The following is a 21,930-nucleotide window of genomic DNA, read 5'->3' on the forward strand; positions in this document are numbered from 1 at the left end:
CTCCTAGGTTCGAATCAAGTGGCCGCTGGCCGCGAGTAACTGACCGTCCAATAATGCACCCTGTTTACCAAGAATCAACCGCCCCTCGGCAAACCAGCGAACAGCCAGCGGGTAAATCCTGTGTTCCTGTGTATGAACCCGTTGCGCAAGCGTCTGCGCCGAGTCGTCAGACTCTACCGGAACCACTGCCTGTACGACCAGAGGCCCGCCGTCGAGTTCCTCGGTGACAAAATGCACGCTGCAGCCATGCTCGCTGTCGCCCGCGTCGAGGGCGCGCTGATGGGTGTGCATGCCTTTGTACTTGGGCAGCAGGGAAGGGTGGATATTCAACAGCCGCCCAGCGTAGTGCCGCACGAAATCAGCGCTGAGGATACGCATGAAGCCGGCCAGTACCACGAGTTTGGGGTTGAAGGCGTCGATCAGTTCGACCAGGGCGCTGTCGAAGGCCTCGCGACCTTCGAAAGCCTTGTGATCCAGGGTGCGCGTGGCAATGCCTGCCTCCCTGGCGCGTTGCAGGCCATAGGCGTCGCTGCGGTTGGAGATCACCGCAGCGATGCGCGCCGGGCTGTCGCCGGTGCGCGTGCTGTCGATCAGGGCCTGCAAGTTACTGCCGGTGCCGGAGAGCAGCACCACGACATCACAGGTTGCAGACATCAGTGCGCCTTAAGGTTCTTCAGTTCAACCTGAGCCGCGCCTTCGGCGGCAGCGGCGATCTGGCCGATGACCCAAGGCTGTTCGCCGGCTTCGCGCAGCACGTTCAACGCGCTTTCCACGTGCTCTTGCGCCACGCAGATCACCATGCCCACGCCGCAGTTCAGCACGCGGTGCATTTCGGTTTCGTTGACGTTGCCTTTCTCTTGCAGCCAGTCGAATACCGCAGGACGCTGCCAGCTGGCCACGTCGACAATCGCCTGGGCGCCTTTGGGCAGGACGCGCGGGATGTTGTCCAGCAGGCCGCCGCCGGTGATGTGGGCCATGGCTTTGACCGCGCCGGTGTCCTTGATCAGCTTGAGCAGTGGCTTGACGTAGATGCGTGTCGGCGCCATCAGCAGGTCGGTCAGTGGCTTGCCGTCGAGCTGGATGTTCTCGATGTCGGCGCCGGACACTTCGATGATCTTGCGGATCAGCGAGTAGCCGTTGGAGTGCGGGCCGGACGACGGCAGGGCGAGCAGGGCGTCGCCGGCAGCCACTTTGGAGCCGTCGATGATCTCGGCTTTTTCGACCACGCCGACGCAGAAGCCGGCCAGGTCGTAGTCTTCGCCTTCGTACATGCCTGGCATTTCAGCGGTTTCGCCGCCGACCAGGGAGCAACCCGACAATTCGCAGCCGGCGCCGATGCCGGTGACCACTTGGGTCGCGGTTTCGACGTTGAGCTTGCCGGTGGCGTAGTAGTCCAGGAAGAACAACGGCTCGGCGCCGCACACTACCAGGTCGTTGACGCACATGGCGACCAGGTCGATGCCGATGCTGTCGTGTTTGTTCAGGTTCAGGGCCAGGCGCAGTTTGGTGCCCACGCCGTCGGTGCCGGAAACCAGCACGGGCTGTTTGTAGCCGGCCGGGATTTCACAGAGGGCGCCAAAACCGCCCAGGCCACCCATGACTTCGGGGCGCGCAGTGCGCTTGGCGACGCTCTTGATGCGTTCGACCAATGCTTCACCGGCGTCGATGTCTACACCGGCGTCCTTGTAGCTCAGGGAGGGTTGCTTGCTCATGATCCAGGCCTTTAGGGGGGATTCAGGGGTAACGACCGATTGGGCAAGGGCTCTTGTGAAAAGGCCCAGCCATTGACGGTCTGCGAAGGCGCGCGATTTTATCAGGCTTGAGGGTCAGCGGCCATCCTCGGGCCGACGGGCAGAGCCACATAGATAAAAAAGCCGGTTAAAAAAATGCTAATCGGGTCTGCCCAGCTCCGTATTAAGGTATAGCCTTGAACCCGCTATCGTTATGACAGTAGGAAAACTTACCGAGACCCCGTGAATGTTTTACCGATCGCTGTGGTCACAGCCTTGGCAAACCGAGATCACGCGGTCTGTTCCAGCCGCTAATTTTGTCGTTCGGGAATCTTCCATGCGTCTGTGTAATGTGTTTTTTGTAGGCTGCTTGTCGTTGGTCAGCCTGGCGAGTCATGCCGAAACCCTCAATGGCCTTTATCAAGTACTGGAGCCGGTCAGCAGCCAGTCACCGCAAGAACGCGACCAGGCGACCCAGCGCGCCGTACAGACCCTGGTGATCCGCCTCACTGGCGACGCCAAGGCCGCCGAAGGCCCCGGCCTGGCGGCGGTGCGCAAGGACCCGCAACAAATCATCACGCAATACGGCTACGACGCCGGCCCGCCGGAAAGCCTGCAAGTGGATTTCGACCCCGTCAGCACCGATCGCGCCTTGCGTGAGGCCGGCTTGTCGATCTGGGGCAGCAATCGGCCGTCGATCCTGGGTTGGTGGCTGAATGACTCCACCGACGGCAGCAACCTGGTCGGGGATGGCCAGACCGTCGCGCAGGCGCTGCGCCGTGCGGCGCAACATCGCGGCTTGCCGCTGCGCCTGCCGTTGGGGGATTTGGATGAACAGGTGGTCGCCACCGCGCCCAACCTCGAAAGCGCGGACGCCACGCCGTTGCGTGCAGCCTCGGAACGCTACGGCGCCGATGCGATGCTTGCAGTGCATGCGCGCCAGGAGGGCAGCCAATGGCAGGCCAAATGGCGCCTGTGGTTGGGCGACAAGAGCGAGCAGGGCACCGCGCAAGGCGCCGACACCGCCGCCGTGGCCGATGCCGTGATGCTGGCGGTCAGCCAGAAACTGGCGCCGCGCTTTGTGGTCAAGCCGGGCGCGAGCACCGAGCAATTGCTCGAAGTGCAGGGCATGACCCTGGAGCGCTACGCCGCGTTGGGCCACTTGCTCGAGCCGTTTGGCGGCCAGCCGCAGCGCGTGGATGGCAATCGTATTGTGTATCGCGTCAATGGCAGCGCCGATCAGTTGCGTACTCAACTGAGCCTGGCCAGGTTGCAGGAGATTCCCGCGGGTGAAGCACTGGCTGCGCAACCGCCAGTGGACGGCACGCAGCCGGTCGCCGCCCCTGAGCCGCAGGCGCAACTGCGTTTTCGCTGGTAAATGTTCTGCTTTATATAGCAGCCGATAAAAGATGGAGTGGTGTATGGCGGATACGCGTCGTTGGGTGTGGCTTGGCGGGATCGTCCTGCTGTGCGTTTTTGTGTTCTTGCTGCATTCGATCCTGACGCCGTTCCTGGTCGCGCTGTTGCTCGCCTATCTGTTCGACCCCGTGGTGGATCGCCTGGAGAAAGCCGGCCTGTCGCGGACTTTGGGTGTGGTCACGGTGTTTGCGCTGTTTACGCTGATCATCACGGCGTTGGTGCTGGTGCTGGTGCCGATGCTGGCCAAGCAGTTGTTCCGTTTGTATGAACTGGCGCCGCAGATGCTCGACTGGCTGCAGCACACGGCGATGCCGTGGGCCCAGGCCAAGCTGGGGCTGGCGGATGGCTTCTGGAAGTTCGACAAGGTCAAGGCTGCGATCAGCGAGCATATGGGCCAGACCACCGACATCGTCGGTGTGGTTCTCAGCCAGGCCACGGCATCCAGCCTGGCGCTGATCGGCTGGCTGACCAATCTGGTGTTGATCCCGGTGGTGGCGTTCTACCTGTTGCGGGACTGGGACATCATGATGGCCAAGATCCGCAGCCTGCTGCCGCGTGACCGTGAAGCGCGCATCGTGTCCCTGGCCGGGGAGTGTCATGAGGTCTTGGGGGCGTTCGTGCGCGGCCAACTGCTGGTGATGCTGGCCCTGGGGATTATCTATGCCGCCGGCTTGATGGCGATCGGCCTGGAGCTGGGCCTGTTGATCGGTTTGATTGCCGGTCTGGCCGCAATCGTGCCGTACATGGGCTTTGTGATCGGTATCGGTGCGGCGCTGGTGGCCGGGCTGTTCCAGTTTGGCGGTGATCTGTACCCGATGCTCGGGATTGTCGCGGTGTTCATGGTCGGCCAGGCCCTCGAAGGCATGGTGCTGACCCCGTTGCTGGTGGGTGATCGCATCGGCCTGCACCCGGTCGCAGTGATCTTTGCGATCCTGGCTGGCGGTGAGTTGTTCGGCTTTACCGGCATCCTGCTCGCGCTGCCGGTGGCGGCGGTGATCATGGTGCTGGTGCGTCATGTCCACGATCTGTACAAGGATTCGGATATGTACGGGGGCGTTGAAGACCCCGATTTGTAATCGCAGTGTCACAAACCCGGCCCAGGCCGGGTTTGTTGTTTCTGGCGCTGTGGCGTCAAACAATTTGCGTAAATCCAACAAGTTAACGCAAACCTTTGATTTTGCTTATGGTCTGCTGCATTGTGCGCCCGGCGTCACGGGTATAAACTTTGCAAACTTTTCACAGAGGCCACTAACGGTTCGATCGGAGCCGTTCAGTCAGCATGAAACCGATTCAGCTGCCCTTAGGTGTGCGTCTGCGTGACGACGCCACCTTTATCAATTACTACCCAGGCGCCAACGCCGCAGCACTCGGCTATGTCGAGCGGCTCTGCGAAGCCGACGCCGGGTGGACTGAAAGCCTGATCTACCTGTGGGGCAAGCAAGGCGTGGGGCGCACCCACCTGTTGCAGGCCGCGTGCCTGCGCTTCGAGCAGATGGGCGAACCGGCGGTTTACCTGCCGTTGGCGGAGTTGATGGACCGCGGGATCGGGATTTTCGACAACCTCGAACAATACGAACTGGTGTGCCTGGACGATCTGCAGGCCGTCGCCGGCAAGGCGGATTGGGAAGAGGCGCTGTTTCATCTGTTCAACCGCCTGCGCGACAGCGGGCGCCGCCTGTTGATCGCGGCTTCGACCTCGCCCCGTGAGTTGCCGGTCAAGCTGGCCGACCTCAAGTCGCGCCTGACCCTGGCGCTGATCTTCCAGATGCGCCCGCTGTCCGACGAGGACAAATTGCGTGCCCTGCAATTGCGTGCATCCCGTCGCGGCCTGCACCTCACCGACGAGGTCGGGCACTTTATCCTCACCCGCGGCACCCGCAGCATGAGCGCATTGTTCGATTTGCTCGAGCAGCTCGATCAGGCCTCTTTGCAGGCCCAGCGCAAGCTGACGATTCCCTTCCTCAAGGAAACCCTCGGCTGGTAGCCAGCCCTTGTGTTTCGGGGCCTTCGGCAAATTTCAGGCGCCAAGAAACCTGCGTTTTGGCCGGCTTGACCACGCAAAACACGCGCAAAGGGTATTAAGGGCTTAGATGTCATAACGCAAACAGTAAGTCACATGGATCACGATTGAATTTGCAAATCGATGTGATAGAAGGCATAGTCTCGACTTCTTTACACATCAGCCACGGTCGTGCCCATGCTAAATCGCTTCGCACCCCTCGTGCCTCTCGCACTTGTCGCTCTGTTGTTTGGTTGCGCCTCCCACCCTCAACAAGTGGCCGAGCAGCACAATCAACAGTATAAAAATCAGGCAAAATTCGTTGCTGCGCAGTCTTCCACTGTTTATGAGGAAGAGCTGGCAACCGAAAAAGAACTGGCCGCCTTCGCTGGCAACAAGCCTTATCAGCTTCCCGTTCTGGCCGACAGCATCCTCGAACGCGGCATGTCCCTGATCGGTACCCGTTACCGTTTCGGCGGTACCTCTGAAGCCGGTTTTGATTGCAGCGGTTTTATCGGTTACCTGTTTCGCGAAGAAGCTGGCATGAACCTGCCACGCTCCACCCGCGAAATGATCAACGTGAATGCACCGTTGGTCGCGCGTAACAACCTCAAGCCTGGGGATCTGCTTTTCTTCAGTACCAGTGGCCGCGGTCGCGTCAGTCACGCCGGTATCTACCTGGGCGATAACCAGTTTATCCACTCCAGCAGCCGCCGCAGCGGTGGTGTTCGAGTCGACAGCCTGGGCGACAGCTACTGGAGCAAAACCTTCATCGAAGCCAAGCGCGCACTCGCCATGGCCCCGACGACGATTACCGCTAGCAAGTAAAGTTAAAGTGATACTTGAAGTTTGACGTGTAAGCGCTAGAATCTCTGGACATTGTTGTAATCCGTTCGCGCAAGCCATGCTTGCGCGTTCTGGTTTTCAGCGTTCGGCAGCGAAAGCCGCATCCAGACCAGGATTGTTCTGCACATGTCGACCTCGGCCCGCCTGATTCTTATTGTTTGCGCCGCGCTGCTCAGCGCCTGCGCAAGCCGCCCGCAGCCTGCGCCCGTAGCGGCCAAGCCTAAACCAGTGTTCAACTATTCCAGCCAGAGTTCGCCGGTCGCTGAAGACGTGCTGTTCCGCGCGCTGGGCCTGGTCGGTACGCCTTATCGTTGGGGCGGCAATACGCCGGACTCCGGTTTCGATTGCAGCGGGTTGATCGGGTTTGTCTACCGTGATGCCGCGGGCATCTCCCTGCCGCGCACCACGCGCGAACTGATCGTGATGCGCGCCCAGGACGTCAGCGCACAGAACCTGCAAACCGGTGACCTGCTGTTCTTCGCCACGGGTGGCGGCTCGCAGGTCAGCCATGCCGGGATCTATGTCGGCGAAGGGCGCTTTGTGCATGCGCCGCAGACGGGCGGTACGGTGAAGCTGGACACCTTGTCCAAAGCCTACTGGCAGAACGCCTACCTGAGCGCCAAGCGCGTGTTGCCGGCTGAGCACTTGGCCCGCAACCCCTAAGCCAAAGCAGGATCCAAATGTGGGAGGGAGCTTGCTCCCGATGAGGGCGTGTCAGTCCATGCATTCAGTGACTGACCCACCGCTATCGTGGGCAAGTCGAATCGTCGCACCGCCCCTCCCACATTTGTAATGGTTACTTAGCCGCAGAAACCCGCCACACCTTATTCCCCACATCGTCCGCCACCAGCAAGTCGCCCTGCTTGTCGATGACCACGCCAACCGGTCGTCCCATGGCTTGTTCTTCGCTGTTGAGGAACCCGGTCAGCACGTCCACTGGCGGCCCCTTCGGCTTGCCGCCCTCGAACGGTACGAAGATCACCTTGTAGCCGCTGTGCGGCTTGCGGTTCCACGAGCCGTGCTGGCCGATAAACGCACCGTTGATAAAGGGCGCAGGGAGTTTGCTGCCCTCGGCGAAGGTCAGGCCCAGCGAGGCGGTATGTGGGCCTACGGCGTAGTCCGGCGCAATGGCTTTGGCCACCAGGTCCGGGTTCTGCGGTGTGACGCGTACATCCATGTGCTGCCCGTAATAGCTGAAGGGCCAGCCATAAAAGGCGCCATCCTGGACCGAGGTGATGTAGTCCGGCACCAGGTCGCTGCCGATCTCGTCGCGCTCGTTCACTGCCGTCCACAGCTTGCCGCTCTGCGGTTCCCAGGCCATGCCGTTCGGGTTGCGCAGGCCGGAGGCGAAGAGACGGTGCTGGCCGCTGGCGCGGTCGACTTCCCAGATCGCCGCGCGGCCTTGTTCCGCTTCCAGGCCGTTCTCGGCGACGTTGCTGTTGGAACCGACGCTCACATACAACTTGCTGCCGTCCTTGCTGGCCACCACGTTTTTCGTCCAGTGATGGTTGATGCTGCCCGCTGGCAGGTCGATGACCTTGCTGCCGGCGGCCTTGATCGCGGTTTCGCCGGTCTGATAGGGAAAGCGCAACAGCTTGTCCGAATCGGCCACGTACAGGTCATTGCCCACCAGCGTCATGCCGAAGGGCGAGTTGAGGTTTTCCAGGAACACGGTGCGGGTCTCCGCGACCCCGTCATGGTCGGCATCGCGCAGCAGGGTGATGCGATTCGGGCTCGGCACGCCGGCACCGGCGCGGCCCATGACTTTCTGCATCACCCAACCCCGCAAGCCTTTGGCGTCGTCTGGCTTGGGCGGCGCGTTGGTTTCCGCCACCAGCACATCGCCATTGGGCAGTACATACAGCCAGCGCGGGTGGTCCAGGCCTTCGGCGAACGCCGCCACCTGGGTGCCGGCGGCGGCCGTGGGCTGGGTGCCCGCCGGCCAGCCGATGGCCGGGGCGATGTTCACGGTGGGGATCAGGGTCTTGTTCGGCTCCGGCAATTGCGGCGAGGGCCCGGTGCCGTCGGATACCTTCAGGGTCGAGCTTTCGCCGCAGGCGGCGAGGGTGCCCGCGAGCATGATCAGTAAGGCGAGTCTTGTTTTATGCATGGTTTTCTCCTGGATGCCTGTAAGGGTAGAGGCGCCCGATGCGGCGATGGTTCAAGTGCAAGGCCAGCTTTAATTGACGCTCCACCCCCAACCCACTAACCTTCGCCGCTTGTTCCAGGTGCTCTGTGACCCACGGGTCGACTGAGTGAAACAGGGAAGCCGGTGAGTGAGCGCACTTGTACACAGTGCTGCCGCGATTCCGGCGCTGCCCCCGCAACGGTAAATGAGTCAAGACGGTGCTGTTTGCCACTGTATCGCCCGCGATATGGGAAGGCGCGCCGTCGGCGTGCGCTCTAGCGCGCCACTCATGAGCCCGGAGACCGGCCTGGATCATCCAACAGCATCACGGTGGGCGATGCTTGGCTGTCTGTTGTTGTTTTTTCCTGCCCGCCGTTTTTTGTCCAGCCCCAACGGAGAGCTGCCATGACCGATTCCCCCGAGCGCGACGAACGCCATCTGGCGCGCATGCTGCGCAAAAAAGCCGTGATCGATGAACGCATCGCCAATTCCCCGAACGAATGCGGCTTGCTGCTGGTGTTGACCGGCAACGGCAAAGGCAAGAGTAGCTCGGCGTTTGGCATGCTGGCCCGCGCCATGGGCCACGGCATGCAGTGTGGCGTGGTGCAGTTCATCAAGGGGCGCAACAGCACCGGCGAAGAGCTATTCTTCCGCCGTTTCCCCGAGCAAGTGCGTTTCCATGTAATGGGCGAGGGCTTTACCTGGGAAACCCAGGACCGCCAGCGCGACATCGCGGCCGCCGAGGCCGCCTGGGCGGTGTCCCGCCAATTGCTGCAAGACCCGAGCATCGGCCTGGTGGTGCTGGATGAGCTGAACATCGCGCTCAAGCACGGCTACCTCGACCTCGATCAGGTCCTCAGCGACCTTCAGGCCCGCCCGCCGATGCAGCACGTGGTAGTCACCGGCCGTGGCGCCAAGCCTGAACTGATCGAAATGGGCGACACCGTCACCGACATGGGCATGCTCAAGCATGCGTTCCAGGCCGGTATCAAGGCACAGAAAGGCGTCGAACTTTGAATCAGCCCCGCCATTGCCCGGCTGTCTTGATCGCCGCACCGGCGTCCGGCCAGGGCAAAACCACGGTCACCGCCGCGCTGGCGCGCTTGCACCGCAACCTGGGGCGCAAGGTGCGTGTGTTCAAATGCGGCCCGGACTTCCTCGACCCGATGATCCACGAGCGCGCCAGCGGTGCGCCGGTGTATCAATTGGACATGTGGATGGTGGGCGAGCAGGAAAGTCGCCGCTTACTGTGGGAAGCAGCGGGGGAGGCGGACCTGATCCTGATCGAAGGCGTGATGGGGCTGTTCGACGGCACACCTTCCAGCGCCGACCTGGCGCGGCACTTCGGTGTGCCGGTGCTCGGCGTGATCGATGGCACGGCCATGGCGCAGACCTTCGGCGCCCTGGCCCTCGGCCTGGCACGCTATCAGCCGGACTTGCCGTTCGCCGGCGTGCTGGCCAACCGCGTCGGCACCCTGCGCCATGCGCAATTGCTCGAAGGCAGCCTCACCGAAGGCCTGCGCTGGTATGGCGCGCTGTCCCGCGAGACCGCTATCGAATTGCCCAGCCGCCACCTGGGCCTGGTGCAAGCCAGCGAACTGAATGACCTCGACCTGCGCCTGGACGCCGCCGCCCAAGCGTTGGGCAGCAGTTGCGAGGTTGCGTTGCCGCCGCCGGTCACCTTTGCCGCACCGCCGGTAACCCGCACCGAACCGTTGCTGGCTGGCGTGCGGATCGCCGTCGCGCGTGACGAAGCCTTCGCCTTCACTTACGGTGCCAGCCTCGATCTGCTGCGGGCGATGGGCGCCGAGTTGAGCTTCTTCTCGCCGATCCATGATCGCCAATTGCCAGACGCCGACAGTCTCTATCTGCCCGGTGGTTACCCGGAATTGCATCACCAGGCACTGTCGGAAAACACCGCGATGCTGGAGGCGATCCGTGCCCATCACGCTGCCGGCAAACCGCTGCTCGCCGAGTGTGGCGGCATGCTCTATCTGCTGGACTCGCTCACCGATGTCGACGGCCTCCGCGCCGGACTGGTCGGCCTGTTGCAGGGCGCTGCGGTGATGCAAAAGAAGCTCGCGGCGCTGGCTCTGCAAAGCGTCGAATTGCCCGAAGGCGTGTTGCGTGGGCACACCTATCACCACTCGCTGACCAGCACCGACTGGGTGCCCATTGCCCGTGGCGTGAGCCCCAATGGTGGGCGCGGGGCCGAGGCGGTGTATCGACAGGGGCGGCTGACCGCTTCCTACGTTCACTTTTACTTCCCCTCCAACCCCCGGGCCGTTGCCGCGCTGTTTGCGCCCGAGCGAGTCGCACCGCACGCTGCGCAACAGCACGAATCCACGGTGGGAGCGGGCTTGCCCGCGATAGGCTCATGACCGACAACGCTTTCCCCCAGGCCGAGCGCGACGCCGTCTACCGTGCCATCGCCGAACGCCGTGACATGCGTCACTTCAGCGGCGGTGACGTGGCTCCCGAACTGCTGCAGCGCTTGCTCCAGGCCGCACACCAGGCGCCGAGCGTCGGCTTGATGCAGCCGTGGCGTTTTATCCGCATCAGCGATCGCCCATTGCGTGGGCGGATTCAACAGTTGGTGGAGGAAGAACGCATACGCACCGCCGAGGCCTTGGGCGAGCGTTCCGATACGTTCATGAAGCTCAAGGTCGAAGGCATCCACGACTGCGCCGAAGTGCTGGTGGCGGCGCTGATGGATGAGCGCGAGCGACATATCTTCGGCCGGCGTACCTTGCCGGAAATGGACATGGCCTCGCTGTCCTGCGCGATCCAGAATCTGTGGCTGGCCGCGCGGGTCGAAGGCCTGGGCATGGGCTGGGTGTCGCTGTTCGAACCGCAGGCCCTGGCCGACCTGCTGGGCTTGCCGCCCGGTGCGAAACCCTTGGCGGTATTGTGCCTGGGGCCGGTCGAGGCGTTCTATCCGGCACCGATGTTGCAGCTCGAAGGCTGGGCGGAACCGCGCCCGCTGAGTGACATGTTGTATGAAAATACCTGGGGAGTGCGTCAATGAGTGTGGCCTTGCTGTGTGTCGCTGCGGTGGCGCTGGATGCGCTGCTGGGCGAGCCCAGGCGCTGGCATCCGCTGGTGGCGTTCGGCAACTTCGCCGCGCGCATCGAGCAGCGTTTCAACAGCGGTGGCCGTGGCTGGCGCAGCCACGGCGTGACCGCCTGGTTTATTGCGGTGGTGCCGTTGACGCTGTTGGCCACCGCGTTGTCGTGGGCGCCTTATATCGGCTGGGTGCTGGAGATCCTCGCGTTGTACTGTGCCCTCGGCATGCGCAGTCTCGGCGAGCACGTGATCCCGGTGGCCCAGGCCCTGCGCCGCGATGACCTGGACGAAGCCCGGCGGCGCGTGAGTTACCTGGTGAGTCGCCAGACCAGTGAACTGGATCGCACTGAAGTCGCTCGTGCCGCCACCGAATCGGTGCTGGAAAACGGCAGCGACGCGGTGTTTGCCGCACTGTTCTGGTTTGTCGTCGCGGGGGTGCCGGGCGTGGTGCTGTACCGCTTGAGCAACACCCTCGACGCCATGTGGGGCTATCGCAACGAACGCTTCGAGCGTTTCGGATGGGCGGCGGCCAGGATCGACGATGTACTGAACTATATTCCGGCACGCCTGGTGGCGTTGACCTACGCCGTACTCGGTAAAACCAGGCTGGCCATCAAATGCTGGCGCCGTCAGGGCCCGACCTGGGACAGCCCCAACGCCGGTCCGGTGATGGCGGCGGGGGCAGGTGCCTTGGGCGTCGAGTTGGGCGGTGCCGCGATCTATCACGGTGAGCTGCACCAGCGTCCGCCACTGGGCGAAGGCCCGGCGGCGGATGCGGACGCCATCGACCGCGGCTGGCAACTGGTGCAGCGCGGCGTATGGTTGTGGCTGCTGATCCTATGCGTCGGGGGGCAATTGTATGCTTGAGCACGGTGGCCGGCTGCGTAAGGCGGCGATTGAATATGGGATTGCCGAGGCCGAATGGCTCGACCTGTCCAGCGGCCTGGCGCCCTGGCCGTGGCCGGTCCCCGAGATTCCGTTGCGCGCCTGGGCGCGTCTGCCGGAAACCGACGACGGTCTGGAGCAAGCCGCCAGCGAATACTACAGCACCGCGCATTTATTGCCGGTGCCGGGTTCCCAGGCGGCGATCCAACTGCTACCGCGCTTGCGCCGGGGCGGCAAGGTCGGCGTGCTGTCACCTTGCTATGCCGAGCACGCCGAGGCCTGGCGTCGCGCCGGCTACGTGGTGCGCGAAGTGCAGGAGCAGGAGGTCGACTTCTTTCTCGACAGCCTGGACGTGCTGGTGGTGGTCAACCCGAATAACCCCACGGGCCTGAGCCTGACCCCGCAACGGCTGCTCGACTGGCATGCGCGGCTGGCCCAGCGCGGCGGTTGGCTGGTGGTGGACGAAGCGTTCATGGACGTCACGCCGCACCTGAGCCTGGCCAGCCAGGCCCATCAGGTCGGCCTGATCGTGCTGCGTTCGTTCGGCAAGTTCTTCGGCCTGGCCGGTGTGCGCCTGGGGTTTGTGCTGGCGGAGCGCAAGTTGCTCAAACTGTTGGCCGAACAGGTCGGGCCGTGGGCGGTCAGCGGGCCGACGCGGGTGATCGGTCAAGCGTGTCTGCGCGATACCGCCGGGCACACCCGGCAACGCAACCGTTGCCTGGAAGCCGGCCAGCGCTTGTTCGATTTGCTCGAGCGCCAAGGCTTCCAACCCCAGGGCGGCTGCGCCCTGTTTCAATGGCTGATCACCCCTCACGCCGAACGCATGCACAACTTCATGGCCCAGCGCGGCATTCTGCTGCGCCTGTTTGTTCACGACAGCAGCCTGCGTTTCGGCCTGCCCGACACCGACGCCGATTGGCAGCGCCTGGAACAGGCCCTGATCGCCTACAAGGACGCGGTATGAGTACGCTGATGGTGCAAGGCACGACGTCCGATGCCGGTAAAAGCACCCTGGTCACCGCCTTGTGCCGCTGGCTGGTGCGCCAGGGCGTGGCGGTGGTGCCGTTCAAGCCGCAGAACATGGCGCTCAACAGCGCGGTGACGGCCGAAGGCGGCGAAATCGGCCGCGCCCAGGCGGTGCAGGCGCAGGCCGCCAACCTGGCGCCGCACACCGACATGAACCCGGTGCTGCTCAAACCCAACAGTGACACCGGCGCCCAAGTGATCATCCATGGCCGCGCCGTGACCAGCATGAACGCAGTGGCCTATCACGACTACAAAGCCATCGCGATGCAGGCGGTGCTGGCGTCCCACACGCGTTTGAGCGACGCCTACCCGGTGGTGATGGTGGAAGGCGCAGGCTCCCCGGCGGAGATCAACCTGCGCGCCAATGACATCGCCAACATGGGCTTCGCCGAGGCCGTGGATTGCCCGGTGCTGCTGATCGCCGACATCAATCGCGGCGGCGTGTTCGCGCATCTGGTGGGCACCCTTGAATTGCTTTCGCCGACCGAACAGGCGCGGGTCAAAGGCTTCATCATCAACCGTTTTCGCGGCGATATCGCCTTGTTGCAGCCGGGCCTGGATTGGCTGGAAGCGCGCACCGGCAAACCGGTGGTCGGCGTATTGCCCTACGTGATGGACCTGCACCTGGAGGCCGAAGACGGCATCGACCAGCGTCAGATCGACAAGGCGGCCGAGGTGCTCAAGGTGGTCGTGCCGGTGTTGCCGCGCATCAGCAACCACACCGACTTTGACCCGCTGCGCCTGCATCCCCAGGTGGACTTGCAGTTCATCGGCCCGGGCCAGCCGATTCCCGCCGCCGACCTGATTATTCTGCCGGGCTCGAAAAGCGTGCGCAGTGACCTCGCGTACCTGCGCGCCAATGGCTGGGACACCGCGGTGGCGCGGCACTTGCGCTACGGCGGCAAGGTGCTGGGAATTTGCGGCGGGTTGCAGATGCTCGGCGAGCAGGTGCATGACCCGCTCGGGCTCGAGGGGCCGGCCGGCTCCAGTGACGGTCTGGGGCTGCTGGCGTTCAGTACGACGCTGGCGCAGGAGAAGCAGTTGCGCAATGTGCGTGGGCGCCTGTTGCTGGAGGACGCCGAGGTCAGTGGGTATGAGATCCATGCGGGCGTGACGTCCGGCGCGGCTCTGGAACGTCCTGCTGTGCATCTGGACGATGGCCGACATGACGGCGCCCAGAGCGCCGACGGGCAAATCCTCGGGACTTATCTGCACGGTGTGTTCGAACCCCCGGCCGCGTGCAGCGCCTTGTTGCGCTGGGCCGGTGTGCAGGCGGTGCAGGAGGTCGATTACCACGCCCTGCGCGAGCGCGACATCGAACGGTTGGCCGACCTGGTGGAACAGCATCTGGATACCGCGCTGTTGCGCAGGTTGTGTGGGATTTGAGGGGTTGCCTGAGACACCGAGGTGTCTGCATCGCTGGCACGCCAGCTCCCACCGTTGACCGAGCCCGGCTCGAATACCGAGGTGCCATCCCATGCTCCAACTGATTCTCGGCGGCGCCCGTTCCGGCAAGAGCCGCCTGGCGGAAAAACTCGCCAGCGACAGCGCGTTGCCCGTCATTTATATCGCCACCAGCCAACCGCTGGACGGTGAGATGAACCAGCGTGTCGCCCTGCATCGCCAGCGCCGCCCGGATCACTGGGGCCTGATCGAAGAACCGATCGAACTGGCACGGGTGCTGCGCGAAAACGCCGCGCCTGAGCGCTGCCTGCTGGTGGATTGCCTCACGCTCTGGCTGACCAATCTGCTGCTGCTCGATAACCCCGAGCGCCTGGCTTTTGAGCGTGACCAATTGCTCGAAAGCCTGGCCTCATTGCCAGGTGAAATCCTGTTTGTCAGCAACGAGACCGGTTTGGGTGTCGTGCCGCTGGGCGAATTGACTCGCCGCTATGTGGATGAAGCCGGTTGGCTGCATCAAGCCTTGGCCGAACGGTGTCAGCGCGTTGTCCTGACCGTTGCCGGCCTGCCCCTGACTTTGAAAGGTACTGCGTTATGACGGAAACCTGGTGGCTCAATCCGTGCAAGGCCAGCGACGCTTCGGCGTATCAACACGCCTTGGCGCGCCAACAGCAATTGACCAAGCCGGCCGGCTCCCTCGGCCGCCTGGAAGCGTTGGCGGTGCAGTTGGCCGGCCTGCAAGGCCGGGTCAAACCGGCGATGGAGCAGGTGTGGATCGCCATCTTTGCCGGCGACCACGGCGTGGTGGCCGAAGGTGTGTCGGCGTATCCCCAGGCAGTCACCGGGCAGATGCTGCATAACTTTGTCGCCGGCGGTGCGGCCATCAGCGTATTGGCGCAGCAACTGGCGGCGCAGTTGGAAGTGATCGACCTCGGCACGGTGACGCCGTCGCTGAACCTGCCCGGCGTGCGTCACCTGAATATCGCAGCGGGCACCGCCAACTTCGTCAACGGCCCGGCGATGACCGAGGCGCAAGGGCGGCTGGCGCTGCTGGCCGGTCGCGACAGCGCGCGCCGTGCGTTGGCGAGCGGCGCGCAGCTGTTTATCGGCGGCGAGATGGGGATCGGCAACACCACCGCCGCCAGCGCGTTGGCGTGTGCCTTGCTTGATTGCCCGGTGAGTGATTTGACCGGGCCGGGTACCGGCTTGGATGCCCAAGGTGTCAGTCACAAAGTCGCTGTCATCGAACGCGCACTGGCGGTGCATGCCGCACAACGCGGTGATGCGCTGCACACCCTGTTCAACCTCGGCGGGTTGGAGATCGCGGCGTTGGTCGGTGCCTATCTGGCCTGCGCCCAGGACGGCATCGTGGTGCTGGTGGACGGCTTTATCTGCAGCGTCGCCGCGTTGGTCGCCACGCGGCTGAACCCGGCGTGCCGGGAGTGGCTGGTGTTCGGCCATCGCGGCGCCGAGCCTGGCCATCGCCATGTGCTGCACTGCCTCGACGCGCAACCGTTGCTCGAACTCGGCCTGCGGCTCGGCGAAGGCAGCGGCGCGGCGTTGGCGGTGCCACTGCTGCGCCTGGCCTGCGCGCTGCACGGGCAGATGGCGACATTCGCCGAAGCCGCCGTGGCGGACCGCCCGGCATGACCTTGCACCTGGACCTGTTGCGCCATGGCGAAACCGAATTGGGCGGTGGCCTGCGCGGCAGCCTTGACGATGCGCTCACTGAAAACGGCTGGGCGCAGATGCGCGCTGCGGTGGCCGGACAGGGCCCATGGGACCGATTGATCAGTTCGCCGCTGCAGCGGTGTGCGCGGTTCGCGCAAGAACTGGGCGCAACACTCAACGTGCCGGTGAGCCTGGAAAAGGCCCTGCAGGAATTGCACTTCGGCGCCTGGGAAGGGCAGAGCGCGGCGGCGTTGATGGATACCGACGCCGACGGGCTGGGCGCGTTCTGGGCCGACCCCTATAGCTTCACGCCACCTGACGGTGAACGTGTCAGCGACTTTTCCGATCGGGTTCTCGGCGCGGTCTCACGCTTGCATCAGGCTTATGCCGGACAGCGTGTGTTGTTGATCAGCCACGGTGGCGTGATGCGTCTGCTGCTGGCCCGGGCGCGCGGTTTACCCCGAGCGCAGTTGCTGAATGTCGAAGTCGCCCATGGCGCACTGTTCAGCCTGCAGGTTGCGGCCGACGGTGCGTTGAAGGAAGGGTGCTGAACATGCTGCCGTTCTGGATCGCCCTGCAGTTCCTGAGCAGCCTGCCGATTCGTCTGCCGGGCATGCCGCAACCGCAGGAACTGGGGCGCTCACTGCTGTTTTATCCGCTGGTGGGCCTGTTGTTCGGCCTGCTGTTGTGGGGCCTGAACCTCGCGTTGGCGGGCGCGCCGTTGTTGCTGCACGCCGCGTTGTTACTGACGGCCTGGGTGTTGCTCAGCGGCGGCTTGCACCTGGACGGGCTGGCGGACAGCGCCGACGCCTGGCTCGGTGGGTTTGGCGATCGCGAACGCACCCTGACCATCATGAAGGACCCGCGCAGCGGGCCGATCGCCGTGGTCACCCTCGGCCTGGTATTGCTGCTCAAGTTCACCGCCTTGGTGGCGCTGATCGAGCAGCACAACGGCGCGGCACTGATCCTCGCGCCGCTGATCGGGCGTGCGTCGATGCTCGCGCTGTTTCTCACCACGCGCTATGTGCGTGCCGGAGGATTGGGCCAGGCATTGTCGGATCACTTACCAAGGATTGTCGGCCAGCAGGTGCTGATCCTCAGCGGCCTGGCCTGCCTGCTGATCGGTGGTTTCAGCGGTGGGATCGCGGTGCTGCTCGCGGCGCTGTGTTTTATCGGCTTGCGTCAGCTGATGGTCAGGCGTCTCGGCGGCACCACCGGGGACACCGCTGGCGCCCTGCTGGAGCTGCTGGAAGTGGCGGTTGTGGTCGGGCTGGCGCTGTAACACTTGCTTGCATTTCCTTAATCGCGGGTATATACACGGTCCATGCTTGCCTCCCAATGTTTATGCACCAACCTGCGACGTGCCGCCCGTGGCGTCAGCAGGCATTACGACGGCGCTCTCGACGGCTTCGGGATCAACGTCGCCCAGTATTCTCTGCTGTGCAATTTGCAGCGTCTCGATCAACCGAGCATTTCCAGCCTGGCCGACGCCATGGGCCTGGATCGCAGTACCTTGGGGCGCAACCTGCGCGTGCTGGAAGGCGAAGGCCTGGTGCGGTTGGTCGAAGGCGACGATCTGCGCAACCGCCTGGTGCTGTTGACCGAAGCCGGTGCAGAACGACTGGCCGCAGCGTTGCCAGCGTGGGAAGCGGCGCAGCAGAAATTGATTGATCGGCTGGGCGCGGAAAAACGCGAAACCCTGTTGGCCTTGCTGGATGAACTTGCCTGAGCGCGGGTTTGTCCGACTACAAGCGGGTATATACCCGTAAATGGAGAATAAGAAATGACCTCGATGTGGCGCACCAGTGGCTGGATTCTTGTGGGAAGTGCGCTGATCCTGGCGTTGTCGCTGGGTGTACGGCATGGCTTCGGTCTGTTCCTGGCACCGATGAGCGCCGAGTTCGGCTGGGGCCGTGAGACGTTTGCCTTCGCTATCGCCCTGCAGAACCTGATCTGGGGCCTGGCGCAGCCGTTCACCGGCGCCCTGGCCGACCGTTTTGGGGCGAGCAAGGCCGTGCTGGTTGGCGGGGTGTTGTACGCCGTCGGCCTGGTATTGATGGGCATGTCCGACTCGGCCTGGTCACTGTCGTTGAGCGCCGGTTTGTTGATTGGTATCGGCCTGTCCGGCACTTCATTCTCGGTGATCCTGGGCGTGGTCGGCCGTGCGGTGCCGCCGGAAAAACGCAGCATCGCGATGGGCATTGCCAGCGCTGCCGGTTCTTTCGGCCAGTTCGCCATGGTGCCGGGCACCCTGGGTTTGATCAGTTGGTTGGGCTGGTCGGCGGCGCTGCTGGCGTTGGGCTTGATGGTGGCGCTGATTCTGCCGCTGGTGAGCATGCTCAAGGATCGGCCGCTGCCTGTGATGGCTGGCCAGCAAACCTTGCGTGAAGCACTGAAGGAAGCCTGTTCTCACTCCGGGTTCTGGTTGCTGGCGTTCGGTTTTTTCGTCTGCGGTTTCCAAGTGGTGTTTATCGGCGTGCATCTGCCGGCCTACCTGGTCGATCAGCATTTGCCGGCGACTACCGGCACCACCGTATTGGCCTTGATTGGCCTGTTTAATATCGCCGGCACCTACACCGCCGGCTGGCTTGGCGGGCGCATGTCCAAGCCGCGCCTGCTGACCGCTTTGTATCTGTTGCGCGCGGTGGTGATCGTGCTGTTCCTGTGGGCGCCGGTGACTGAAGTCACGGCCTACCTGTTCGGTATGGCGATGGGCTTCCTGTGGCTGTCCACCGTGCCGCTGACCAACGGCACGGTCGCCACGCTGTTTGGTGTGCGAAACCTCTCGATGCTCGGTGGGATCGTGTTCCTGTTCCACCAGCTCGGTTCGTTCCTCGGTGGCTGGTTGGGCGGGGTGGTCTATGATCGAACCGGCAACTACGATTTGATCTGGCAAGTGGCGATTCTCTTGAGCCTGCTCGCCGCCGCCCTGAACTGGCCGGTGCGCGAGCGGCCGGTGGCGCGGTTGCAGACGCAGATGGAGGCGGCATGAGTTCCAATGGGTATTGGTTCGTTGGGGCAGCGGTGGCAACGCTGCTGCTGCTTCTGGCGTGGTGGGGCTGGCAGCGCGGTGGGCTGGCGTTGATGCAACTGGGTATGTCGATCTGTTAAGTTCGTGGTCTGACTATTTTGAAGGACACACGACATGCAGATGCGCTGGCTTGCAGTACCCGTCCTGATGGCTGCTTTTAGCGGTGCGGCGATGGCCGCCAGTTGCCCGCCGTTGCTGGAGGGGCAGTTGCCCAAGTTGCGCGCCAAGGAATCCATCGACCTGTGCCAGCGCTTTGCCGGCAAGCCTTTGGTGATCGTCAATACCGCCAGCTTCTGCGGCTTTGCGCCGCAATTCAAAGGCCTTGAGGCTCTGTACCAGCGTTATAAGGACCAGGGGCTGGAAGTGATTGGTGTGCCGTCCGATGACTTCAAGCAGGAAGCCAAGACCGGCGAGGAAACCGCCAAGGTCTGCTACGTGAATTATGGCGTCACCTTCACCATGACCGAGCCGCAGGCGGTCAAGGGGCCGGACGCAGTGCATCTGTTCAAGGTGCTGGCGCAGCAGAGCAGCGCGCCGAAGTGGAATTTCTACAAGTACGTGGTGGATCGCCAGGGCAAGGTGATTGCCAATTTTTCCAGCCTGACCAAGCCGGACAGCCCGGACTTGCTCAAGGCGGTAGAGGCAGCGTTGGCGTCGAAACCCTGATCGTTACCCATTGAAAAGCCCCGCCTCCTTTGCCGGAGAGCGGGGCTTTTTATGCGCGAGCAGGTCAGAACTTGTAAGTCACGCCCAGGCCGAAACCGTTGGCGCTGTTTTCATATTTGGAGCTGTAGGAACCCAGCGCGTTGGATTTGTTGACTTTGACCGACTCTTCCTTGAGGTAGGAGTAAGCCAGGTCAACGGTCATGTTATCCATCACTGCGTAACCCATACCGACACTGAAGATGGTCCGGTCACCGGTAGGAATGCGCGGCGAACGATCGGTGTTGTTGGTTGGCGACTGGTCGAAGGACAGGCCGGTACGCAGTACCACCTGCTTGGTGAGCTGATACGAGGTACCCAAGGCGTAAGCCCAGGTGTCGTGCCAGTTCTGCGGTTCAGTGATAGTGCCGACAAGCGCAGGTGCCAGTGCGCCTCCGTTAGTCGCTGTCACACCTTCGTTTTTGATGATGATGTCTTTCAAGCGACTCCAACGAGTCCAGGTCGCACCCGCGTACAGTTTCCAGGCGTCGCTGAGGTCTTGAGTCACCGACAGGTCCCAGGATTCAGGCGTATCGACTTTCAATGAGGCGTCGTAGCGGTTATTGGCCAGCACTCCCGATGGAACCGTGGACGCTTTGGTGACGTCGGTGTGGCCTTCGAGTTTGTACTTCACTTTCGAGTGATAGGTCAGGCCGACGCGAGTGGTATCGGTGGCTTGAACCAGGATACCGGCGTTAAAGCCCAGGGCGGTGTCGTCGCCTTTGACTTTGACTTTGTTGTCGCCTGGCATCCCCAGGCCAGCCAGGCTCGGCCGCGATTCCAGGGTGCCGTCGATACGGTTGATGGTCGGACCAAAACCGATGGAAACGCGATCATTGAACGCGTAGCTGACAGTCGGTTGGAAGGTGATGACCGATACTTCGCTCTTGTTGCCAAACCCGCGACCCTGGAAACCACTTTCGTAGTCGGTTTTCAGGCCGAACGGTGCATAAACACCGAAGCCGATAGACCATTGATCGTTGAGTTTGTTGGTGTAGAAGCCGAAAGGCACGCCAGTGAAAGGCACCATGTCGCCTTTGTTGGTCCCGCTGGAACGGCCGCCGGCATCTTTGATATCGGTGGAGGCATCGATCACCGCGAAACCGCCGGTAATTTGTTGGCCTTCCAGGCGAGCCATACCGGCTGGGTTACCGTAGACAGTGCTTGCGTTTTCGGCAGTAGAAGAGCGTCCTGCGAAGCCCGTACCCATCCCGGCGACGTCTTGTTCGTTAAGGGCAAAGCCACTTGCGAAGACGTAGGAAGAGGCCATGGCAACGGCGAGGCTAAGTGTGGTCTTGAGCATTACTTTTTTCATTATTAGAACTCCGTGTGATCACCGCAGCGGAAAGTATCAACAAATTACATATCGCGCTATAGGCTGTAACACAGGAGATAGAGCTGTTTTGTAGGACAATCCTACCAAAATCGCCGCATTTTGCCGGATTTTGTAAATTGCCCGATCAGCAGGTCACCTGATTCATGGATGAAACACAGGTTTTCCAGGCGTGGGTGAAATCGCGAAGACGGCCTTGAGGGTGGAATATTTCTTTCCAGATACGCGCCATGGCCAATACGTCACCCGGTTCGGGCAAGGCGGGGCGCTGTTGTTCCACCAGTAACCAGGCGATGGCGGTGGCATAACGCAGGTTGACGGTCAGCTCAAGCTGGGGCGCGCCAAGGAAGGCGTGCTGGCTGGCCAGGCCGCGTACCAGGCTGGCGCGTTCGGGGTCCAGCGCCAGGTAGGTGTCCCATAGGGCGCGGTGACGCTGGTCGGAGATGCTGTAGAGGCCGTGGCCGCGACGGTCGTGCAAGGCGGAGCCAAGTTCCGACTGGCTGGCGGCAATGCCCAGCAGCAGGGATTCAGCGGTCTGGTTGTGGCGCCCGAGGTAAACAAGCGTCGGCCTGATCACATAACGACACAATTCGCTGGCAGCGATACCCATACTCGCCTCTATCCGTGAAAGTGGTCGACGAAGCCTGAGCGGGTGGGGGCTTGGCAGCGGTGGATCGGATCTCAGGCCCGTCG

Annotated in this window: 24 protein-coding genes and 1 riboswitch; of the genes, 19 read left to right on the forward strand and 5 right to left on the reverse strand. The window is 62.9% G+C overall.

Translation table 11 applies throughout. The features are described from left to right. Positions 1–3: 3 nt before the first annotated feature. Together purN and purM are read right to left on the reverse strand one after the other, a co-directional pair. Positions 4–654, reverse strand: coding sequence for a phosphoribosylglycinamide formyltransferase (gene purN / locus C5F70_RS02770; protein WP_017845317.1), 651 nt, complete (start codon positions 652–654; stop codon positions 4–6). Then, complete coding sequence (gene purM / locus C5F70_RS02775) at positions 654–1,712, reverse strand: phosphoribosylformylglycinamidine cyclo-ligase (RefSeq protein WP_017845318.1); 1,059 nt, start codon at positions 1,710–1,712, stop codon at positions 654–656. Before purM ends, purN begins: the two co-directional genes overlap by 1 nt. A gap of 355 nt (positions 1,713–2,067) precedes the next feature. Here purM and C5F70_RS02780 point away from each other — a divergent pair, with 355 nt between their 5' ends. From C5F70_RS02780 to C5F70_RS02800, 5 genes are all read left to right on the forward strand, one after another. Next, positions 2,068–3,108, forward strand: coding sequence for a DUF2066 domain-containing protein (locus C5F70_RS02780; protein WP_104902693.1), 1,041 nt, complete (start codon positions 2,068–2,070; stop codon positions 3,106–3,108). A gap of 43 nt (positions 3,109–3,151) precedes the next feature. Then, positions 3,152–4,225: an AI-2E family transporter gene (locus C5F70_RS02785; RefSeq protein WP_046488315.1), complete on the forward strand. Its 1,074-nt coding sequence runs from the start codon at positions 3,152–3,154 to the stop codon at positions 4,223–4,225. Between the two features lie 203 nt (positions 4,226–4,428). Continuing rightward, complete coding sequence (hda, locus tag C5F70_RS02790) at positions 4,429–5,133, forward strand: DnaA regulatory inactivator Hda (RefSeq protein ID WP_017845321.1); 705 nt, start codon at positions 4,429–4,431, stop codon at positions 5,131–5,133. Positions 5,134–5,346: 213 nt separating this feature from the next. Then, complete coding sequence (locus C5F70_RS02795; protein ID WP_046382483.1) at positions 5,347–5,976, forward strand: C40 family peptidase; 630 nt, start codon at positions 5,347–5,349, stop codon at positions 5,974–5,976. Positions 5,977–6,120: 144 nt separating this feature from the next. After that, on the forward strand, positions 6,121–6,657 hold the full coding sequence (locus tag C5F70_RS02800) for a C40 family peptidase (protein WP_017845323.1): 537 nt from the start codon (positions 6,121–6,123) through the stop codon (positions 6,655–6,657). A 133-nt stretch (positions 6,658–6,790) separates the two neighbouring features. Here the strand turns inward: C5F70_RS02800 and C5F70_RS02805 are convergent, their stop codons facing one another. Continuing rightward, a complete protein-coding gene (locus C5F70_RS02805) occupies positions 6,791–8,104 on the reverse strand; it encodes a sorbosone dehydrogenase family protein (protein WP_104902694.1) in 1,314 nt (437 codons plus the stop codon). Between the two features lie 99 nt (positions 8,105–8,203). Continuing rightward, positions 8,204–8,448: riboswitch (cobalamin riboswitch) on the forward strand. Positions 8,449–8,527: 79 nt separating this feature from the next. Between C5F70_RS02805 and cobO the strand changes: the two genes are divergently transcribed. The 14 genes from cobO (at position 8,528) to C5F70_RS02870 (ending at position 19,868) form a co-directional block, all read left to right on the forward strand. After that, a complete protein-coding gene (gene cobO / locus C5F70_RS02810) occupies positions 8,528–9,139 on the forward strand; it encodes a cob(I)yrinic acid a,c-diamide adenosyltransferase (RefSeq protein WP_046382485.1) in 612 nt (203 codons plus the stop codon). Further along, positions 9,136–10,503: a cobyrinate a,c-diamide synthase gene (locus C5F70_RS02815; RefSeq protein WP_104902695.1), complete on the forward strand. Its 1,368-nt coding sequence runs from the start codon at positions 9,136–9,138 to the stop codon at positions 10,501–10,503. The genes cobO and C5F70_RS02815 overlap by 4 nt, the downstream gene beginning before the upstream one ends. Continuing rightward, positions 10,500–11,150: a 5,6-dimethylbenzimidazole synthase gene (gene bluB / locus C5F70_RS02820; RefSeq protein ID WP_046382487.1), complete on the forward strand. Its 651-nt coding sequence runs from the start codon at positions 10,500–10,502 to the stop codon at positions 11,148–11,150. Before C5F70_RS02815 ends, bluB begins: the two co-directional genes overlap by 4 nt. Continuing rightward, on the forward strand, positions 11,147–12,055 hold the full coding sequence (gene cbiB, locus C5F70_RS02825; protein WP_046382488.1) for an adenosylcobinamide-phosphate synthase CbiB: 909 nt from the start codon (positions 11,147–11,149) through the stop codon (positions 12,053–12,055). The genes bluB and cbiB overlap by 4 nt, the downstream gene beginning before the upstream one ends. Continuing rightward, positions 12,048–13,037, forward strand: coding sequence for a threonine-phosphate decarboxylase CobD (gene cobD, locus C5F70_RS02830; protein ID WP_104902696.1), 990 nt, complete (start codon positions 12,048–12,050; stop codon positions 13,035–13,037). The genes cbiB and cobD overlap by 8 nt, the downstream gene beginning before the upstream one ends. Further along, on the forward strand, positions 13,034–14,485 hold the full coding sequence (locus C5F70_RS02835; RefSeq protein ID WP_104902697.1) for a cobyric acid synthase: 1,452 nt from the start codon (positions 13,034–13,036) through the stop codon (positions 14,483–14,485). Before cobD ends, C5F70_RS02835 begins: the two co-directional genes overlap by 4 nt. A 91-nt stretch (positions 14,486–14,576) precedes the next feature. Further along, positions 14,577–15,098, forward strand: coding sequence for a bifunctional adenosylcobinamide kinase/adenosylcobinamide-phosphate guanylyltransferase (gene cobU, locus C5F70_RS02840; protein ID WP_017845331.1), 522 nt, complete (start codon positions 14,577–14,579; stop codon positions 15,096–15,098). Beyond that, entirely contained in the window at positions 15,095–16,150 is a 1,056-nt protein-coding gene (gene cobT / locus C5F70_RS02845; RefSeq protein WP_104902698.1) for a nicotinate-nucleotide--dimethylbenzimidazole phosphoribosyltransferase, read from the forward strand. The genes cobU and cobT overlap by 4 nt, the downstream gene beginning before the upstream one ends. Then, positions 16,147–16,722, forward strand: a complete 576-nt coding sequence (gene cobC / locus C5F70_RS02850) for an alpha-ribazole phosphatase family protein (protein ID WP_104902699.1) — start codon at positions 16,147–16,149, stop codon at positions 16,720–16,722. The genes cobT and cobC overlap by 4 nt, the downstream gene beginning before the upstream one ends. A 2-nt stretch (positions 16,723–16,724) precedes the next feature. Beyond that, positions 16,725–17,453, forward strand: coding sequence for an adenosylcobinamide-GDP ribazoletransferase (locus C5F70_RS02855; protein WP_017845334.1), 729 nt, complete (start codon positions 16,725–16,727; stop codon positions 17,451–17,453). A gap of 42 nt (positions 17,454–17,495) precedes the next feature. Next, the gene (locus C5F70_RS02860) at positions 17,496–17,900 is read left to right on the forward strand and encodes a MarR family winged helix-turn-helix transcriptional regulator (protein WP_017845335.1); all 405 of its coding nucleotides are present in this window, start codon (positions 17,496–17,498) and stop codon (positions 17,898–17,900) included. Between the two features lie 63 nt (positions 17,901–17,963). Beyond that, positions 17,964–19,163 (forward strand): MFS transporter, encoded by a 1,200-nt coding sequence (locus C5F70_RS02865; protein WP_162231515.1) that lies wholly within the window; start codon positions 17,964–17,966, stop codon positions 19,161–19,163. Continuing rightward, positions 19,160–19,282 carry a hypothetical protein gene (locus tag C5F70_RS30930; RefSeq protein WP_256588351.1) on the forward strand — a complete coding sequence of 41 codons (123 nt, stop codon included), beginning with the start codon at positions 19,160–19,162 and terminating at the stop codon, positions 19,280–19,282. Before C5F70_RS02865 ends, C5F70_RS30930 begins: the two co-directional genes overlap by 4 nt. Positions 19,283–19,316: 34 nt before the next feature. Next, a complete protein-coding gene (locus C5F70_RS02870) occupies positions 19,317–19,868 on the forward strand; it encodes a glutathione peroxidase (protein ID WP_017845338.1) in 552 nt (183 codons plus the stop codon). A 64-nt stretch (positions 19,869–19,932) separates the two neighbouring features. On the opposite strand, the gene C5F70_RS02875 is transcribed toward C5F70_RS02870, so the two are convergent. Together C5F70_RS02875 and C5F70_RS02880 are read right to left on the reverse strand one after the other, a co-directional pair. Further along, a complete protein-coding gene (locus C5F70_RS02875) occupies positions 19,933–21,219 on the reverse strand; it encodes an OmpP1/FadL family transporter (protein ID WP_104902700.1) in 1,287 nt (428 codons plus the stop codon). A 145-nt stretch (positions 21,220–21,364) separates the two neighbouring features. After that, positions 21,365–21,847, reverse strand: coding sequence for a hypothetical protein (locus C5F70_RS02880; RefSeq protein WP_017845340.1), 483 nt, complete (start codon positions 21,845–21,847; stop codon positions 21,365–21,367). Positions 21,848–21,930: the final 83 nt, after the last annotated feature.

The organism is Pseudomonas sp. LH1G9, from assembly GCF_002949975.1.
Taxonomy (GTDB): Bacteria; Pseudomonadota; Gammaproteobacteria; order Pseudomonadales; family Pseudomonadaceae; genus Aquipseudomonas; species Aquipseudomonas veronii.